The organism is Streptomyces atratus (assembly GCF_040655115.1).
In the GTDB taxonomy this organism is placed as follows: Bacteria; Actinomycetota; Actinomycetes; order Streptomycetales; family Streptomycetaceae; genus Streptomyces; species Streptomyces atratus_D.
The window spans coordinates 172,006-190,713 of sequence record NZ_JBFAJH010000010.1 but is presented as its reverse complement, the minus strand read 5'-3'; the positions used below and the strand labels follow the sequence as shown (position 1 = coordinate 190,713).

Here is an 18,708-nt window from a genome sequence, read left to right as displayed (position 1 = left end):
TCCGTACGTCCGTACGGAGCGGGCTGCGCCGACCGCTGAACCTGTTACCGGGTAATGCCGGCGTAGGGAGTAGGTCTCATGACCACATCGGACGCACGTACGCCTGCCTCGACCCAGAGCGACGAGGCCGGGAAGTCCATCGGCTGGCACAAGGGATACGTCCAGGGCTCGCGCCCGGACCTCCAGGTGCCGGTCCGAAAGGTACACCTCACCAATGGCAAGGACGTGACGCTGTACGACACGTCGGGGCCGTACACCGATCCCGCCACCGAAACCGACGTACGGCGCGGTCTCGCCCCCGTGCGGGAGGACTGGATCGTCGCCCGTGGCGACACCGAGGAGTACGCGGGCCGCCCCGTCCGCCCCGAGGACGACGGGCTCAAGCACACCTCTCCGCGCGGGGGACTGCGTAACCTCGACGCCGTCTTCCCCGGCCGCCCGCGCCGGCCGCGACGCAGCCGTGACGGGCAGCCCGTCACCCAGCTCGCGTACGCCCGCCGGGGCGAGATCACTCCGGAGATGGAGTACGTCGCGATCCGGGAGAACGTCGAACCCGAGGTCGTACGCGAGGAGATCGCGGCCGGCCGGGCGGTTCTGCCGGCCAACGTCAACCACCCGGAGATCGAGCCGATGATCATCGGCAAGCGGTTCCTGGTGAAGGTCAACGCCAACATCGGCAACTCCGCGGTCACTTCCTCCATCGAGGAGGAGGTCGAGAAGATGACCTGGGCGACGCGATGGGGCGCCGACACGGTCATGGACCTCTCCACCGGCCGCAATATTCACACCACCCGTGAGTGGGTGCTCCGCAACTCTCCCGTGCCGATCGGCACCGTGCCCCTCTACCAGGCCCTCGAAAAGGTCGACGGCAGGGCGGAGGAGCTGACCTGGGAGATCTACAAGGACACCGTGATCGAACAGGCAGAGCAGGGCGTCGATTACATGACGGTCCACGCCGGCGTGCGGCTGCCGTATGTCCCGCTCACCGCCCGGCGCAAGACCGGAATCGTCTCCCGCGGCGGGTCGATCATGGCCGCGTGGTGCCTGGCACACCACAAGGAATCGTTCCTGTACGAGAACTTCGAGGAGCTCTGCGAGATCCTCGCGACGTACGACGTGACGTACTCGCTGGGCGACGGACTGCGCCCCGGTTCGATCGCCGACGCCAACGACGAGGCGCAGTTCGCCGAACTGCGCACGCTGGGCGAGCTCAACTCGGTCGCCAAGCGGTTCGGCGTCCAGACCATGATCGAGGGGCCGGGCCATGTCCCGATGCACAAGATCAAGGAGAACATCGACCTCCAGCAGGAGATCTGCGAGGAGGCGCCGTTCTACACGCTCGGCCCGCTGACCACCGATATCGCCCCGGCGTACGACCACATCACCTCGGGCATCGGCGCGGCGATGATCGCCTGGTGGGGGACGGCGATGCTCTGTTACGTCACGCCCAAGGAGCACCTGGGCCTGCCCAACCGGGACGACGTGAAGACGGGCGTCATCACCTACAAGATCGCGGCCCACGCGGCGGACCTCGCCAAGGGGCACCCAGGGGCGCAGGACTGGGACGACGCGCTGTCGGACGCGCGTTTCGAGTTCCGCTGGGAGGATCAGTTCAACCTGGCGCTCGACCCTGACACGGCAAGGGAGTTCCACGACGAGACGCTGCCGGCCGAGCCGGCGAAGACGGCCCACTTCTGCTCGATGTGCGGTCCGAAGTTCTGCTCGATGAAGATCAGCCGAAGCATCTCGGAGCAGTTCGGTGGCGACGAGCCCGCGGCGACCGAGGTCGAGATCGCCGAGGGAATGATGAAGAAGTCGGCGGAGTTCGCGGCCGCGGGCAACCGGGTGTACCTTCCGCTCACCGACTGAGCACGCCGTACCGGAACGGCCCGCGGCTCCCCCGGAAACCGCCGGGGCCGCGGGCCGCTCCGCCGGTCGCCTGCCGGGTGCCGGTGGGAGCCGTTACGTTTCCCGCGTGTGCAGGCCGGAAGGGGGGCGCAGGGGTGAGTGAGATGGAATCGGTTGTTCTGCTGTCCTATGCGGAGGGGTGGGATCTTGCGGCGCGTGCGCTGTGGAGGCCGCTGACCCCCGAGGCGGCGACGGCCCGGGACTCGGCCGGACTGCCGTATACGGTCGCGTACTGGATCACAGGACGGAACGAGCCGGTCGAGGTCCGTCTGGTGTCCTGGCAGGACCACTACACGGGTGTGTGGGTGTACGACGAGCAGGGCCGGCGTACACATCGGCTGGAGCTGCGCCTCCTCGACGACGGCCGGCTCTTCCACCGTCAGGTGGAGAACTGGCTCTATGCCACGCCGGACATGCCGGAGTTCGACCGCACCTGCGCACGGACGAAGCTGCGCATGCATCCGGGCCGCCGAGGGAGGACCTCGTGGGAGCCCCAGGGGGATGCGGGTTCCAGATTCGACACCCTGGCCGATGTCACCGAGGAGCAGCAGCGGTTGGCCGTGCCCGGGTTCGCCGACTGGCCGCTCTTCTCCGCCGAGCAGCAGGGACTGGCCGGGCCACTGGTGTTCCGGAACGCGGAGGCGCCCGAAGGGAGAGCCGTCGGCCGGCCGGAGGACGCATGGCGAACTCCCCGACCGGCCGGTCCCGGCCACCTGGACGCCTTGTTCCGGCCCGGTACGCGCATGTCCACCCGTGACTTCCCCGCAATGACGGTTCTGGAGCCGAGCCGGTGCGGGACACTCCGCGTGCCCGGCGGCCTGCTGGCCGTCGACTGTCCCGGAAACGACGAGGGGCCGAGAATCACCGTCGCCGTCCCGCCCGGCGAGTACGTACTCGAAGAGGCGCAGGTCACCGTCGGGTACGACTGTGAGTGGACCGGCGGCTGGGTGACGCGTACGGACATGCTGCAGGCCACGACTCCTGGTGAGCCGAGGGGTGCCGAACCCACGGCCCGTGGCGCCGCCGCCTGGTGATTCCCCACCGCTCACGAGGCAGGCCGGGCCGCGGCGGCCGGTCAGTCCGGTTCGTGTTCCGGGCCGCCGAAGTCCGGGCTGGTGAAGTCCGGGCTTGTGAACGACGGGCGGGGACCCGCCGCAGGCCCCTCGTCCGGCCCCGTGAAGTCCGGTCTGCTGTAGCCGATCTTCGGGATGCGGTTGGCGGAGGGGTGCGGTGTGCGCGACGCGGCGCCTGCGGTGGGATCGGCGAGTGCGTCGCGCAGGAACGGCAGGATGCCGCGCTCCAGCAGCGCATGACGCCAGGCCTCCCTTGCGCGCGCCACCTCCTCCGGCAGTTCGTCCTCGGCGTCCTCGGCGGGCAGCGCGGTCGATCCGTTGCGCAGCGCCGTGATGAGCAGTCCGACGGCGGCGGCCAGTATCGCGGCCGCCGTCATCGCGGCGAAGAACCACCCGGCGGCGACCATGGTGTCGGCGAACGAGGGGGGCCGGCTGAGCATCTTCAGCAGATAGCCGACCAGCAGGAAAATCAGTGCGGCGGTGCCCGCAAGCATCGGCGCCAGGACCGTGACGACCGCCCCTATCCCGGCGCCCGGCCGGTCCCGATCGTCCGCGTCCGCGTCGGAGCCGAGGCCCGAGCCCTGGGCGGAGTCCGCGGTCGGTCCGCGCAGCTCTTCGCGGGCCTTCACATAGTGGTCGTACTCGGTGGCCGCCGCCGTGGTGATCAGCGCCGTGGCGTTCAGTGCCATGGTGCGCAACTGTTCCGCGTTGAGCCGTTCGCCGACTCCGGCGAGATCCGGTCGTTCATGAGCGTGACGCAGCGCGTCGCCGAGGATCCGTTCGTACTCGGGTCGGTCCTCGGCCAGCAGGTGCGGAGCGCTGTTCATGTGCATCCCCCGATGCTCCGTTGGGCCTGAATACCCGCTTTGGCCGGGCAGTTGGGCGGAAACGGAGGAGAGCCTGCTACTGATACGCCGATGGTAGAGCGCCCACGGCACGGGGTGACAGGGGGTTTCCGTAAATAGGCCCAGTGGTCGGCGTGGTCAGGTCGTGGATGCGTCTTCCCCGAAGACCGTCAGTCATGCAACGGCAGCTGGACGACCAGTAGCTTTCCGGCCATGGTCACGCCGCCGTCCATGGCGATCGCGAGCCCGTCCGCGTATACGTGCGGACCCTCCACCACGGGTCCGGCGCTGTCCTCGCCGTCCTCCGAGCCGACCTCGCCGAGGAGATACGGAATGGGGCTGTGACCATGGACGACGCGCTGTCCGCCGTATGCCGTCATCAGCTCCTGGACCGCCTGCGGACCCGCCTCGTCGCGGAAGGCGAACCGCTTGGTGAGTTTGCGGAAGAGGTCCCAGCACTCGTCGGCGTCGTTACGCGTGAGAATGGCGTGCACGGTGTCATTGACGTCCTCGATGGTGGAGCCGTAATCGAGGTACGCCGTCGTGTCGGAGTGCATCAGCAGATGCCCGTCCTCCTCGACGACCGCGTCGAGCCGGGACATCCACTGAAGGTGGTGGTCCTGGAGCCGCTCCATGTCGTTCTTCTGGCCGCCGTTGAGCAGCCACGCGGCCTGGAACGTGGCGGTGCCGGCCCCGGAGTTCACCGGTGTGTCACCGAACCGTTTGGCGCCGATGAGCAGCAGTTCGTGGTTGCCCATCAGGGCCTTGCAGTAGCCGCCCGCGGCCGCGGCCTCGGCGGACAGGCGCATGACGAGTTCGATGACGCCGATGCCGTCCGGTCCGCGGTCGGTGAAGTCGCCGAGGAACCAGAGCCGGGCGTTGCCCGCGGCCCATTGGCCCTCCGCGTCGATGAGCCCCTGTTCGGCCAGGGCGGCGTGGAGTTCGTCCAGATAGCCGTGGACATCGCCGACGACGTACAGCGGTCCGAGCCCCCGGTCCTGGGCCGGCCGAGGGTCGGGGACTGTGTGCACCTGGACGGTGTCACCGAGGTTGATCACGGGAAGATCGCGCGCGGTGGGGGTGTAGCCCTCCGGCTCGTCCGCCGGAACGGCACTGCCCGGATGCGGCGCCGTGGGTGGCACCGGAGTCTGCGCATAGGGCGGCACGCGGAAGTCACGCAACGTTGCCGTCCGCACCACGGGTTCCTGACCGGCCCCCTGTGTCATCGACCCCTCCACCACCGTCGCGCCGCCGTACACCTGACGGGCCCTGCTGGTCGGGGTGGTCCGCGGTGTCGTGCGCCCATCATAGGAATGCGGATCGTGCTCTGTGACGCACCAGGGGTGGTGAATCCGGGCGCACGACGAGGTTCACCGGTTGATTTGTCTTGATTGCGCCGATCAGTCCCCTGAGGGGGACCGCGGGGCGCTGACCGTGGTGCGGGGCGGACGGCGTTGCGAGGACGTCCGCACGATGAGTTCTGTCGGTATGACCTGTTCCACCGGGCCGTCCTGGTCGACGCCTTCGATGGCGTCGATGAGGAGCTGGACGACCGCCGTACCGATCCGGCGCGGTTTGAGCGAGAGCGTGGTGATGGGCGGCTCGGTCGTCGCGTACCCGGTGGACTCGCTGCAGCAGACCAGCAGCAGATCCTCGGGGACGCGCAGGCCGTACCGGCGGGCCGCCGCCAGCAGATCGGTGCCGTTGGGATCGAAGAGCCCGTAGACGGCGTCGGGCCGGTCCGGGCGGGCGAGCAGACGGTCGGCGGCGACCGCCCCCGCGCACGGGTCGTGGGCGGGATAGGACTCGTACACCGGGTCCTGGCCCACGCGCTCGCACCAGTGGAGGTACGCCGTGGTGGAGAGGCGGGTGTACGTGTCGGTGGTGGTGCCGGTGAGCAGGCCGATGCGGCGGGCCCCGGCGGCGGCGAGATGGTCGAGGAGGTCGAGCACGGCGGCCCGGTGGTCGTTGTCGACCCAGGCGGTGACCGGGAGGGTCCCGGCTGGGCGGCCGTCCGAGACGACGGGCAGCCCCTGCCGGACGAGTTCGGTGACGACCGGGTCCTGGTCGGAGGGGTCGATGACGACAGTGCCGTCGAGAGCGACGTTCGACCAGACGTCATGGCGTGAGGTGGCGGGGAGGATGACGAGGGCGTAGCCGCGGGCGAGCGCGGCGGAGGTGGCCGCCCTGGCCATTTCGGCGAAGTAGGCGAATTCGGTGAAGGTGAAAGGTTCATCCCCGTACGTCGTCACGGTCAGGCCGATGAGGCCGGACCTGCCGGTACGGAGGGTTCGGGCCGCGGCGGACGGGCGGTAACCCAGGCGCTCGGCGACCTCGCGGACATGTCGGCGGGTGGCGTCCGGGAGCCTGCCCTTGCCGTTGAGCGCGTCGGAGACGGTCGTGATGGAGACCCCGGCGGCGGCGGCCACATCCCGGATTCCCGCTCGTCCCTGCCGGCCGCCGCGCCGGGGGGTCTCCGTCCGGCTCACCTGGTGCTTCCCTGCTGCTGTCATGGCGAGCCGATAGTAGGGCTCGCGCGGACGGTTGGCCCGGCCGCATATTCACACGTCGACAGGCACGTTTCTGCATGGTCACCTGGCCGCAAATGCCTTGCAAAACAAGGGCGTTGGCGGGGTGGGCCGTAGTGTGTCATGCACTGAGGAGGATGGGCCTACTAAATGGTCGATGTTTCGAAGAGGTCTCAACTCACCTCTTCGAGGGATGCGCACCACGGAGTGAGCTACCGGCGCGCGCCGGTACGAGGAACGCTCCCCCCCATTCCTGGCCCCACCGGACGATTCCTCCGCTCTGCCATTCGCAGCGGCGCGCAATCCTCATAAGGTGAGCAGTATTGATGTGTGTGACGGTCGAGGAGGACCTGCGGTGAGCGAGACGAGCCCCAAGCTGCGCGCCGAGCTGGACGGCGTCCCTGCCTATGTGCCGGGCAGGCCGGCGGCGGCCGGCGGACCGGTCGCGTTCAAGCTGTCCTCCAACGAGAACCCCTATCCGCCGCTGCCCGGGGTGATGGAGTCCGCCCTGGCCGCGGCCGCGAACTTCAACCGCTACCCGGACATGGCGTGCACCGGTCTGATGAATGAGCTGGCCGACCGGTTCGGTGTGCCCGTCTCGCATCTCGCCACCGGCACCGGTTCCGTCGGGGTGGCGCAGCAACTGCTCCAGGCCACCTCGGGCCCGGGCGACGAGGTCATCTACGCCTGGCGCTCCTTCGAGGCGTACCCGATCATCACCCAGGTCAGCGGAGCGACCTCGGTGAAGGTTCCGCTCACCGACGGCGAGGTGCACGACCTCGACGCGATGGCGGACGCGATCACGGACCGCACGCGGATGATCTTTGTCTGCAACCCGAACAACCCGACCGGGACCGTGGTGCGCAGGGCCGAGCTGGAGCGGTTCCTGGACCGGGTGCCGGGCGATGTGCTCGTGGTGCTGGACGAGGCGTACAAGGAGTTCATCCGCGACATCGACGTGCCGGACGGCATCGAGATCTACCGGGACCGGCCCAATGTGGCGGTGTTGCGGACGTTCTCCAAGGCCTACGGTCTGGCCGGTCTGCGGGTCGGGTTCGCGGTGGCCCATGAGCCGGTGGCGGCGGCGCTGCGCAAGACGGCGGTGCCGTTCGGGGTCAGCCAGCTGGCGCAGGACGCGGCGGTCGCCTCGCTGCGCGCCGAGGACGAACTCCTCGGCCGGGTCGGCTCCCTGGTCTGCGAGCGCGTCCGGGTGCACAAGGCCCTGGTGGACCAGGGCTGGACCGTTCCGGAGTCCCAGGCCAATTTCGTCTGGCTCCGGCTGGGTGACCGCACGGTGGACTTCGCAGGGTTCTGCGAGCGGGCCGGCGTCGTGGTCAGGCCGTTCGCGGGCGAGGGCGTGCGGGTCTCGATCGGTGAGGACGAGGCGAACGACGTGTTCCTGAAGGTGGCGGAGGCGTACCGCAAGGAGCTGTAGCGCGGCACGTCCGGCCCGGGTGTACCGGAAGGCCCCGTACCTCTCGTTTCTCGGAGGTGCGGGGCCTTCGCGTGGAGCGTCCCGATAGGGGACCCCCCTCGAACATCCCGAAAGTCTGTGCGCAATAATGCTTGTGAATGTGAACGCGTTCACAAGCGTGTCCTGTTCCTCCAGCGATCAGTCGGATTAACGGGGCAAACTGCCGCTGCGACTACGGCGACGTAAGGAGAGACGACGTGGAGCTGGCTCTGGCGCCCGAGACCCTGGCGCGATGGCAATTCGGTATCACCACCGTCTACCACTTCCTCTTCGTTCCCTTGACGATCTCGCTCGCCGCGCTCACCGCCGGCCTGCAGACCGCCTGGGTGCGGACGAACAACCAGAAGTACCTCAGGGCCACCAAGTTCTGGGGCAAGCTCTTCCTGATCAACATCGCCATGGGTGTCGTCACCGGCATCGTCCAGGAGTTCCAGTTCGGCATGAACTGGTCCGACTACTCGCGGTTCGTAGGCGACATCTTCGGCGCTCCGCTCGCCTTCGAGGCCCTGATCGCCTTCTTCTTCGAATCCACCTTCATCGGGCTGTGGATCTTCGGCTGGGACAAGCTGCCGAAGAAGATCCACCTCGCCTGCATCTGGATGGTCTCGATCGGAACCATCCTCTCCGCGTACTTCATCCTCGCGGCCAACTCCTGGATGCAGCACCCGGTCGGCTACCGGATCAACAAGGAACGCGGCCGGGCCGAGCTCACCGACTTCTGGCATGTGCTCACCCAGAACACCGCTCTCGCCCAGTTCTTCCACACCATCACGGCGGCCTTCCTGGTCGGCGGCGCGTTCATGGTCGGCATCGCCGCCTTCCACCTGGCGCGCAAGAAGCACATCCCGGTGATGCGCACCTCGCTCCGGCTCGGACTGGTCACCGTCGTGATCGCCGGTCTGCTCACCGCTGTCAGCGGTGACACGCTCGGCAAGGTCATGTTCAAGCAGCAGCCGATGAAGATGGCCGCGGCCGAGGCGCTGTGGGAGGGGCAGCACTCGGCCCCCTTCTCGATCTTCGCGGTCGGAGACGTGGCCAAGGGCCACAACACCGTGGAGATCTCGATCCCGGGGATACTGTCCTTCCTCGCGGACGACAACTTCAACTCGTACGTCCCCGGCATCAACGACATCAACAAGGCCGAGCAGGAACGGTTCGGCCCCGGCGACTACCGACCCAACATCCCGGTCGCCTTCTGGAGCTTCCGCTGGATGATCGGCTTCGGCATGGCGTCCTTCGGCCTCGGCCTGCTCGGACTGTGGCTGACGCGGAAGAAGTTCATGCTGCCACCGGGGCTGCGGACCGGTGAGGACGAAGTGCCGCACCTGGTCCTCTTCAAGAACACGGCGCTGAGCCCGAAGCTCACCAGGCTCTACTGGATCGTCGCCCTGTGGACACTCCTCTTCCCGCTGATCGCCAACTCCTGGGGCTGGATCTTCACCGAGACGGGCCGCCAGCCCTGGGTCGTCTACGGGGTGCTGCAGACGCGCAACGCGGTCTCCCCCGGCGTCTCGCAGGGTGAGGTACTCACCTCGATGATCCTCTTCACCCTGCTCTACGCGGTGCTCGCCGTGATCGAGGTCAAGCTGCTCGTGAAGTACATCAAGGCCGGACCGCCGGAACTCACGGAGTCCGACCTCAACCCGCCCACCAAGATCGGCGGCGACGACCACGACGACGCCGACCGGCCGATGGCCTTCTCCTACTGAGAGCAGAGGAGCTGAGAGATGGAACTCCACGACGTCTGGTTCGTACTCATCGCCGTCCTCTGGATCGGCTACTTCTTCCTGGAGGGATTCGACTTCGGGATCGGTGTCCTCACCAAGCTGCTGGCCCGTGACCGCACGGAACGGCGGGTCCTGATCAACACCATCGGGCCAGTCTGGGACGGCAACGAGGTGTGGTTGCTCACCGCGGGCGGCGCGACGTTCGCCGCCTTCCCCGAGTGGTACGCCACGCTGTTCTCCGGGTTCTACCTGCCGCTGCTGATTATTCTGCTCTGCCTGATCGTGCGTGGTGTCGCCTTCGAGTACCGGGCGAAGCGGCCCGAGGAGCGGTGGCAGAACAACTGGGAAAACGCGATCTTCTGGACCTCGCTGATCCCCGCCCTGCTCTGGGGTGTGGCCTTCGGGAACATTGTCCGCGGCGTGAAGATCAACGCTGACATGGAGTACGTGGGCAACTTCGGGGACCTCCTCAACCCGTACGCGATCCTCGGCGGACTGGTCACGCTCTTCCTCTTCACCTTTCACGGTGCGGTGTTCGCGGGACTCAAGACCGTCGGGGACATCCGGGAACGGTCGCGGAGGCTGGCACTCAAGCTGGGGCTGGTCACCGCGGTGCTCGCCCTCGGCTTCCTGATCTGGACCCAGGTCGACCACGGCGACGGCTGGAGCCTGCTCGCGATGATCATCGCCGTGGTGGCGCTGGTCGGAGCGATCGGCGCTGTCGCGGCGGGACGCGAGGGCTGGTCGTTCGCGCTCTCCGGGCTGACCATCACGGCCGCGGTCGCGATGCTCTTCCTGGCGCTCTTCCCGAACGTCATGCCGTCCTCGTTGAACGACGGCTGGAGCCTCACGGTCACCAACGCCTCGTCCACCCCGTACACGCTGAAGATCATGACCTGGTGCGCGGGGATCGCTACTCCCGTGGTGCTGATCTACCAGGGCTGGACGTACTGGGTGTTCCGCAAGCGGATCGGTACGCAGCACATTGCCGAAGCGCACTGACGCGCCGGGGACGCGTCCCGGCGGATCGCGGCCGAGCCCGATCCGCCGGACACGTCCTGGGGACGGTCCGACACGTCCCGCCTGGTCCACCGCCCGAGCTCATTGGGGATGTTTCACGTGAAACCGATCGACCCGCGCCTCCTCCACTACGCCCGTGCCACCCGCCGCTTCCTGGCGGCCGTGGTAGCACTCGGAGTGATTGGGGCGGCGCTGGTCATCGCCCAGGCCATGCTCATCGCCGAAGTGGTGGCGGGCGGGTTCGAGGACGGGCTGACCGTTACTGAGCTGCGGACCCCGCTGATGCTGCTGGCGGTGGTCGCGCTCGGCCGGGGACTGGTCTCCTGGCTGACCGAGCTCGCCGCGTACCGGGCCAGCGCGGCGGTCAAGTCCGAGCTCCGCGGCCGGCTGCTCGACCGCGCCGCGGCGCTCGGGCCGGACTGGCTGAGCGGGCAGCGCACCGGCTCTCTGGTGGCGCTCGCCACCCGCGGTGTCGACGCGCTGGACGACTACTTCGCGCGCTACCTGCCGCAGCTCGGGCTCGCAGTCGTCGTGCCCGTGGCGGTCCTTGCCAGGATCGTCACCGAGGACTGGGTCTCGGCCGCGATCATCGTCATCACGCTGCCGCTCATCCCGCTCTTCATGATCCTGATCGGCTGGGCCACCCAGTCCCGGATGGACCGCCAGTGGCGGCTGCTCTCCCGGCTCTCCGGACACTTCCTCGACGTGGTCGCCGGACTGCCGACGCTGAAGGTCTTCGGACGGGCCAAGGCCCAGGCCGAGTCCATCCGCACCATCACGTCGCAGTACCGCCGGGCCACCCTGCGGACTCTGCGGATCGCGTTCCTGTCCTCCTTCGCCCTGGAACTCCTCGCCACCCTGTCGGTGGCGCTGGTCGCCGTCACCATCGGCATGCGGCTCGTGCACGGCGAACTGGACCTCTACACCGGCCTGGTGGTGCTGATCCTCGCGCCCGAGGCATACCTGCCGATCCGGCAGGTCGGGGCGCAGTACCACGCCGCCGCCGAGGGACTCTCGGCCGCGGAGGAGATCTTTGCGGTCCTGGAGACCGAGGTGCGGGCGGGTGGTACGGCGGACGTCCCGCAGTCGCTGAGGCTGGAACTGGAGGGGGTGACGGTACGGCACGAGGGCCGTACCGCTCCGTCGCTGGACGGGGCCTCGCTGGTGGTCGAGGAGGGGGAGACCGTCGCCCTGGTCGGCCCGAGCGGTGTCGGGAAGTCCACACTGCTCCACGTGGTGCTGGGGTTCGCGGAGCCCGACGAAGGGCGGGTGCGGGTCGGCGGTGCCGATCTGGCGACTCTCGCGCCCGAGCGCTGGCGGGAGCGGATCGCCTGGGTGCCGCAGCGCCCGCATCTCTTCGCGGGCACGATCGAGGAGAACGTACGACTGGCCCGACCGGACGCGGAGGACAGCGCGGTCACGGCGGCGCTGCGGGACGCGGGGGCGTACGACTTCGTGGCGGACCTTCCCGACGGTGCGCAGACACTGCTCGGCGAGGACGGCGCGGGACTTTCCGCCGGCCAGCGGCAACGGCTTGCACTTGCAAGGGCGTTCCTCGCCGACCGGCCGCTGCTGCTGCTCGACGAGCCGACCGCGAGCCTGGACGGCGAGACGGAGGCCGGGATCGTCGACGCGGTACGGAGGCTGGCAGCGGGGCGGACCGTGCTGCTCGTCGTGCACCGGCCGGCGCTGCTCGCGGTCGCCGACCGGGTGGTGACACTGGAACCGGGCGTGGCACCGGAACGCGCGGCGGCCACGGAGCCGGTCGGGGTGAAGGGGCCGGCGCGCGTCACCGAGGACGTACCCGATGGCGTGCGGGGGCCCGAGGCGCTGCGGGAGACCGCGGCAAGGTCCGGCCAGGTGCTCGCCCGGGTCCGGGAGGCCGCAGGGACACAGCGCGGACAGCTGGCGCTCGCGCTCCTGCTGGGCAGTCTCGCCCTGGGCTCGGCCGTCGGACTCATGGCTGTCTCCGGCTGGCTGATCTCCCGCGCCTCCGAACAGCCCCCGGTGCTCTATCTGATGGTCGCCGTGACCGCGACCCGTGCTTTCGGGCTCGGCCGCGCCGTCTTCCGTTATGCCGAGCGCCTCGTCTCGCACGACGCGGTGCTCAAGATGCTCGCCGAACTGCGCGTCGCCGTGTACCGCGGACTGGAACGCATCGCGCCGGCCGGTCTGGCCCGGACCCGACGCGGAGACCTGCTGTCCCGGCTCGTCGCCGATGTGGACGCGCTGCAGGACTACTGGCTGAGGTGGCTGCTGCCCGCCGGGTCCGCGGCTGTCGTGGGGGTGGCGGCCGCCGGGCTCACCGGCTGGCTGCTGCCCCAGGCGGGCGTCGTGCTCGCTGCCGGGCTGCTGCTGGCCGGGGTCGGGGTGCCGCTGGTGAGCGGCGCCTGCGCTCGCCACGCGGAACGTCAACTGGCGCCCGCGCGGGCCGATCTGGCCACACGGATCACCGATCTGCTCGGCGGGACCGCCGAACTGACCGTCGCGGGCGCTCTGCCCGCGCGTACGGCGCGGACCCGCGAAGCCGACAGCGTCCTGACCCGGATCGCGGCCCGGGCGGCAACGGCCACCGCGCTCGGGGGCGGGCTCTCCGCCGTGATCTGCGGTCTGACGGTTGTCGCCGCCGCACTCGTCTCTGTCCCGGCGGTCCTCGACGGGCGGCTGGCGGGCGTGGAGCTCGCGGTGGTGGTGCTCACCCCGCTCGCCGCGTTCGAGGCCGTGACCGGCCTGCCGCTTGCCGTGCAGTACCGGCAGCGGGTCAAGCGGAGCGCGGAGCGGGTGTACGAGGTGCTGGACGCCCCGGTGCCGGTGCTCGAACCCGCAACCCAGGCCGATCCACCCGCCTCGCCCTTCCCGCTGGAGGTACGAGGGTTGGCGGCCCGGTACCCAGGAGCGTCGCGGGACGCCCTGGACTCCGTCGACCTGACGCTGACCGCCGGCCGGCGCATCGCCGTCGTCGGCCCTTCCGGCTCCGGGAAGACCACCCTCGCGCAGGTCCTGCTCCGCTTCCTGGACGCACGGTCGGGGACGTACCGGATCGGTGGTGTGGAGGCCTCGGCACTGGACGGCGACACTGTCCGGCGGTTCGTCGGGCTGTGTGCCCAGGACGCCCATGTCTTCGACAGTTCCATCCGGGAGAACCTGCGGCTGGCCCGTACCGGCGCGACGGACGACGAACTGCGGGCGGCCCTTGCGCAGGCACGGCTGCTCGACTGGGTGCAGGCGCTGCCCGACGGGCTCGACACGCTCGTCGGCGAGCACGGTGCCCGTCTCTCCGGCGGTCAGCGCCAGCGGCTGGCGCTCGCCCGGGCGCTCCTGGCCGACTTCCCCGTCCTCGTCCTGGACGAGCCCGCCGAGCATCTCGATCTGGCGACGGCGGACGTTCTGACGGCGGATCTGCTGACCGCCACCCGGGGCCGTACAACGGTTCTGATCACCCATCGGCTGGCGGGGCTCGAAGCGGTCGACGAGGTGGTCGTGATGGATGCGGGCAGGGTCGTGCAGCGCGGTCCGTACACCGATCTCGCGACGGTGGAGGGGCCGTTGAGCCGGATGCTGGAGCGCGAACAGGAGACCGTACGGATCCTGGCTCCCGTCGAGCGGGCGTAGGAGCGCCCGGGCGGGCCCGTCGGGCAGGGCCCGGAGCGGCCTGCCGGACCACCGGCCGACTAGGAACCGGCCGACTAGGAACCGGCCGACTAGGAACCGGCCGAGGCGCCGTCCGGGTTGCGGACCCGTGTCCTGCGCGAGATCAACATGGCGGCCGTCCTGCTGGGTTTCAAGCCGTCGCACCGTTTCCTCGGCCCGGTCGACTCGCTGGTCGGCGAGCTGACCGGCAAGAACCTGATCGCGGCGCTGAGGGAGGTGCTGTCCAACGCCTTCCGGCATGCCGGGGCGTCCTTGATCGATGTGGTCGTCGACGCGACCGTCACGCTGCCCGACGGACGCGACGCGGTACGGCTGTCGGTCGCCGACGACGGGGTGGGCATCCCGGAGGGCGGGCGGCGCAGTGGGCTGCGGAACCTGGCGCGCAGGGCGGAGGCACTCGGCGGGTCGACCTGGTTCGGGCCGGGCATCGGGGAGGACGGGGGCGGGACGACCGTGGTGTGGGAGGCGCCGCTCTGAGGTCGTCGTCGGCGTTCGGGCCCAGGCCCTTCAGCTCTGGATGCAGTACCTCCGGCGCGCGGCCACGAGCCGCTCGATGACGATCGCGACGCCGTCCTCCTCGTTGGTGACGGTCCGCCCGGAGGCGGCGGCCACTGCGGCCGGGTGGGCGTTGCCCATCGCGTACGAGGTGCCCGCCCAGCTCAGCATCTCCACGTCGTTCGGCATGTCCCCGAAGGCGACGACCTCGGCGGGCGAGATGCCGCGCTCGGCGCAGCACAGCGCGAGGGTGCTGGCCTTGGAGACGCCGAGGCCGCTGACCTCCAGCAGGGCCGTGGGGCTGGACCGGGTGAGGGAAGCCCGGTCGCCGGCTGCCGAGTGCGCGACGGCGAGGAAGTCGTCCGGGGCCAGTTCGGCGTGGTGCGCGAGGAGCTTCAGTACAGGGGCTCCGGCGTCCGGCATCTCTTCGTGGAGCAGTTTCTCGGCAGCGGCGACGGTGGCGCCCGGGTCGAGATGGAACGGCGGGTAGGCCGGTTCGTAGTGGATGCCGGTGGCCAGCTCGACAGCGAACGAGGTGCCCGGAGCGGCCGCGCGCAGGGCGTGGACGACATCGAGGGCGGCGGGGCGGTCCAGCGGGCGGACCTTGAGCAGCGTGCCGCCCGCGTGCAGGTCGGCGATCGCGGCGCCGTTCGCGCAGATCGCCAGGCCGTGGCCGTGGACATGGTCGCTGACGACGTCCATCCAGCGGGCCGGGCGACCGGTGACGAAGAAGACCTCGATCCCGACCTCCTCGGCCGCGGCCAGCGCCGCGACCGTGCGGTCCGAGACGGTTTTGTCGTCGCGCAGCAGAGTGCCGTCCAGATCGGTGGCGATCAGCCGGGTAGCGGCAGGCAGAGGCGAGTCGATAGCTGAGGTCACCCCGCCATTCTCCCGTACAGGGGTGCACGGTTGTGCGGAGGGGCGCGCATTTGAGGATGCGCGCCCCTGACCAGGAGAACATGCCCGACACATGCCAGGCGTGATGAAGGGCGGCCGGTGGTGTGTGCGCGCCGGTGCGTGGGTCAGCCGAGCTGGGACAGCCCCTCGATGGCGATCCGTTCGAAGACCTTCTCGTCCGCCGCGAAGTCGGAGTGCGCGATTGGCCAGTGGATGACGATCTCAGTGAAGCCCAGCTCGAAATGGGTGCCCGCGAAGTCCACGAACGCGTCGAAGGACTCCAGAGGGCGGTCCGGGGTGAAGCCGGTGAGCAGGATCTTGTCCAGCTCGGCGATATCCCTGCCGGTGGCCTCGCAGGCTGTGCCCAGCTTGCTGATCTGCCCGCGGATGGCTGCCACGGACTGCTCCGGGGTGCCCGTCTCGAACAGCTTGGGATCGCCGGTGGTGACCCAGGCCTGACCGTACTGCGCGGCGAGCCTCAGCCCGCGCGGACCGGTCGCGGCCACCGCGAAGGGCAGCCGGGGCAGCTGCACACAGCCGGGCACGTTCCGGGCCTCGTTCGCCGCATACAACTCGCCCTCATACGTGACGGACGGCTCCCGCAGCAGCCGGTCGAGGAGCGGTACGAACTCGGCGAAGTGGTCGGCCCGCTCGCGCGGCGTCCACGGTTCCTCGTCGCTCCTGCGCAGCGTGGTGGCATCGAAACCGTTGCCGCCCGCGCCGATACCGAGGGTGATCCGTCCGTCGGAGACGTCGTCCAGCGTGATGAGGTCCTTGGCCAGGGTGACCGGGTGCCGGAAGTTGGGGGAGGTGACGAGGGTGCCCAGGCGCAGCCGCTCGGTGGCGGCCGCCGCGGCGGTCAGGGTCGGAACCGCGCCGAACCACGGTCCGTCGCGGAAGGTCCGCCAGGCCAGATGGTCATACGTGTATGCGGCGTGGAATCCCAGCTCCTCGGCTCGCTGCCAGACCTTCCGGCCCTCGCTCCAACGGTGAATCGGCAGAATTACAGTGCTCAGACGCATACATACGACCATACGGCGGGAGAGCCGCGGAGCAGGGACGCGTCAGCGAACGCTGCGGCTGAGCCAGGGTGACAGTGTGTCGCCCAGGACGAGCTGCTTGTACGTCCCGTCGCCGGGCAGCGGCACGATCGACGAAGACCCTGTGCGGCAGTGAGCCGTCCGCATCGGTGATGACGAAGGCGCCTGCGGAGGTTCGGCGGGAGACCTGGTCGGCGCCGATGTCATCGGTGGCCCGCACCTCCGGATCGAATACGTGGGCGATCTCGCGGATCGCGAGGACGTCGGTTTCGTGCCGGCGAAGTGCGGACGGGCCCATGAGGGCATTCACGCCGGGACGGGGAGCCGACGCGGATCCGGGACCGCCGGGAGGGGCGGGTGGGACCGGCAGACGACGGCCGGGGACGGGCGGGTCGGGTTCAGCCGGGAAAGTGGAGGAACTCCGGCGGTACGGAGTCGGTCAGCCAGACCCCGTTCGCGCTGACGTACAAGAGGTGGCCGGCGCGGTGCATCGCGCCCGCGTCCACCGAGAGGATCACGGGCCTACCACGGCGGGCGCCGACGCGGGTAGCCGTCTCGCGGTCGGCCGAGAGGTGGACGTGGAGCCGGTTCATGGGGCGCAGCCCCTCGGTGCGGATCGTGTCGAGGGCGCGGCCCACAGTGCCGTGACAGAGGTACGCGGGCGGCTCGGACGGAGGCAGGCCGAGGTCCACCGGGACGGTGTGGCCCTGGCTCGCCCGAATGCGGTCGCCTTCGATCGCGTAGCGCTGCTTGTCATTGGCGGCAACGACATGGTCGAGCTCGGCACGGGTGAGGGGGAAGCCGTGCCGAGCCGCGGCCCGGAGCAACTCGTCGATCGTCACCCAGCCGTTCGGGTCGAGATGGATCCCGATCCGCTCGGGCTGGTGCCGCAGATGCTTTGCGAGGTACTTGGACACCTTGACGGTGCGTCTCTCGTCCATCCGGACAGAGTGCCTGTGGCGATCTCGTCGGCGCACCAGAATGTGCTCACGATTCGCAACGATTTTCGTCCACAGGTTCGATCCACAAGCAACTGCGGTTATCCACAGGTGAATTGGCCATTCTGTGGACAAGTGGCTTCGCAATCAACTGTTTTGGTTAACTTTCCTTGATTCGTGGATTGATGTGGCAAGTGTATCCAATGTTCTGGCCTGTACCTCGCGTTCAGTGGCGGCGGCGACAAAGGCAGCGACGTTCTGCGGACCAACCAGGCGCTGTACGGCCTGCATTGTTTCCGGCGGCAGTGGTACGGAACGCGGCTCGCTCGTCGAGAGTCCCGGGGTGAGCGGTGTGTCCGCGCCGAGATGGTGCTGCAGATGACGCGTGGCGAACGTCCGCATGGCCCGCGCCAGTTCCGCGTCCACTGTCCGCTGGGCGAGCGGGCGGAGCCGACGGACCAGCGAAGCGGCCTCGGCCGCATCCGCGTCCGTCGGTGGACGATGGCCGAGGTAGCGAGCGAACACATGCTCCGTGGTGAACTCCAGGAAACGGGAGGCGATGTGCTCGACCTGTCCCCGAAGTTCCCGCAGATGAGCGGAGATTGCGGTGAGGGGCACCCCTGCGGCATGCAACTCGACGGCTACAGAGAGCTCGTGTGGGCTCGGAACCAGGAACTCGTCGCCCCGGCCCGGGATGCACTCCAGTACGCCGAGCTCGACCGCCTCGGCGACCGCCTGGTCGTCCTGCGCGCCGCCGAACCTCGCATGCAGCTCCTCCCGGGTGATCCGGTCGGCCTGTTCATCGGTCCATGGCCCGTGCACCTCGGCGACGAGCCCGAGCACTCCGCCCAGCCCGCGTCCCGCGTCCCACGCCTCCAGCAGCTCCTTGATGCTGGCCAGCGTGTAACCGCGATCCAGCAGCTCGGCGATCTGCCGGAGCCGGGCAAGATGCGTGTCCCGGTACACATTGGCCCTGCCGCGCCGCTCCGGCGTCGGCAACAGCCCCCGGTCCTGATAGGCCCGGATCGTGCGGACCGTGGCGCCGCTCGCATGCGCCAGGTCCTCGATCCGGTACTCGGCGGCGGAACGCATCGTTGCCGCGGACGGCTCTG

General features: G+C 69.4%; 13 protein-coding genes and 1 pseudogene. 7 read left to right on the top strand and 7 right to left on the bottom strand.

What is annotated here, in order from left to right; translation table 11 throughout:
* Positions 1-78 precede the first annotated feature (78 nt).
* Positions 79-1,869, top strand: coding sequence for a phosphomethylpyrimidine synthase ThiC (thiC, locus tag AB0I23_RS15110; RefSeq protein ID WP_359109628.1), 1,791 nt, complete (start codon positions 79-81; stop codon positions 1,867-1,869).
* 134 nt (positions 1,870-2,003) lie between these two features.
* The gene (locus AB0I23_RS15105) at positions 2,004-2,942 is read left to right on the top strand and encodes a hypothetical protein (protein WP_359109627.1); all 939 of its coding nucleotides are present in this window, start codon (positions 2,004-2,006) and stop codon (positions 2,940-2,942) included.
* A 41-nt stretch (positions 2,943-2,983) separates the two neighbouring features.
* On the opposite strand, the gene AB0I23_RS15100 is transcribed toward AB0I23_RS15105, so the two are convergent.
* The 3 genes from AB0I23_RS15100 to AB0I23_RS15090 form a co-directional block, all read right to left on the bottom strand.
* Entirely contained in the window at positions 2,984-3,814 is an 831-nt protein-coding gene (locus tag AB0I23_RS15100) for a hypothetical protein (protein WP_359109626.1), read from the bottom strand.
* A 182-nt stretch (positions 3,815-3,996) separates the two neighbouring features.
* Positions 3,997-5,052 (bottom strand): metallophosphoesterase, encoded by a 1,056-nt coding sequence (locus AB0I23_RS15095; RefSeq protein ID WP_359109625.1) that lies wholly within the window; start codon positions 5,050-5,052, stop codon positions 3,997-3,999.
* Positions 5,053-5,226: 174 nt separating this feature from the next.
* The gene (locus AB0I23_RS15090; protein ID WP_359109624.1) at positions 5,227-6,339 is read right to left on the bottom strand and encodes a LacI family DNA-binding transcriptional regulator; all 1,113 of its coding nucleotides are present in this window, start codon (positions 6,337-6,339) and stop codon (positions 5,227-5,229) included.
* 370 nt (positions 6,340-6,709) lie between these two features.
* Here AB0I23_RS15090 and hisC point away from each other — a divergent pair, with 370 nt between their 5' ends.
* From hisC to AB0I23_RS15065, 5 genes and pseudogenes are all read left to right on the top strand, one after another.
* The gene (gene hisC, locus AB0I23_RS15085) at positions 6,710-7,789 is read left to right on the top strand and encodes a histidinol-phosphate transaminase (RefSeq protein WP_359109623.1); all 1,080 of its coding nucleotides are present in this window, start codon (positions 6,710-6,712) and stop codon (positions 7,787-7,789) included.
* A 236-nt stretch (positions 7,790-8,025) separates the two neighbouring features.
* Positions 8,026-9,537, top strand: coding sequence for a cytochrome ubiquinol oxidase subunit I (locus tag AB0I23_RS15080; RefSeq protein ID WP_359109622.1), 1,512 nt, complete (start codon positions 8,026-8,028; stop codon positions 9,535-9,537).
* Between the two features lie 18 nt (positions 9,538-9,555).
* The gene (cydB, locus tag AB0I23_RS15075) at positions 9,556-10,557 is read left to right on the top strand and encodes a cytochrome d ubiquinol oxidase subunit II (RefSeq protein WP_359109621.1); all 1,002 of its coding nucleotides are present in this window, start codon (positions 9,556-9,558) and stop codon (positions 10,555-10,557) included.
* 117 nt (positions 10,558-10,674) lie between these two features.
* Positions 10,675-14,187 carry a thiol reductant ABC exporter subunit CydD gene (gene cydD, locus AB0I23_RS15070; RefSeq protein WP_359109620.1) on the top strand — a complete coding sequence of 1,171 codons (3,513 nt, stop codon included), beginning with the start codon at positions 10,675-10,677 and terminating at the stop codon, positions 14,185-14,187.
* A gap of 93 nt (positions 14,188-14,280) precedes the next feature.
* A pseudogene (locus tag AB0I23_RS15065) lies at positions 14,281-14,703 on the top strand (ATP-binding protein); the annotation flags it as partial.
* Between the two features lie 30 nt (positions 14,704-14,733).
* Here the strand turns inward: AB0I23_RS15065 and AB0I23_RS15060 are convergent.
* The 4 genes from AB0I23_RS15060 to AB0I23_RS15040 form a co-directional block, all read right to left on the bottom strand.
* Positions 14,734-15,600, bottom strand: a complete 867-nt coding sequence (locus tag AB0I23_RS15060; RefSeq protein ID WP_359109619.1) for an HAD hydrolase family protein — start codon at positions 15,598-15,600, stop codon at positions 14,734-14,736.
* A 143-nt stretch (positions 15,601-15,743) separates the two neighbouring features.
* Complete coding sequence (locus tag AB0I23_RS15055; protein WP_359109617.1) at positions 15,744-16,640, bottom strand: LLM class flavin-dependent oxidoreductase; 897 nt, start codon at positions 16,638-16,640, stop codon at positions 15,744-15,746.
* A 416-nt stretch (positions 16,641-17,056) separates the two neighbouring features.
* Positions 17,057-17,599: an RNA 2'-phosphotransferase gene (locus AB0I23_RS15045; RefSeq protein ID WP_359109616.1), complete on the bottom strand. Its 543-nt coding sequence runs from the start codon at positions 17,597-17,599 to the stop codon at positions 17,057-17,059.
* A gap of 144 nt (positions 17,600-17,743) precedes the next feature.
* A complete protein-coding gene (locus tag AB0I23_RS15040) occupies positions 17,744-18,688 on the bottom strand; it encodes a MerR family transcriptional regulator (protein WP_359109658.1) in 945 nt (314 codons plus the stop codon).
* Positions 18,689-18,708 lie beyond the last annotated feature (20 nt).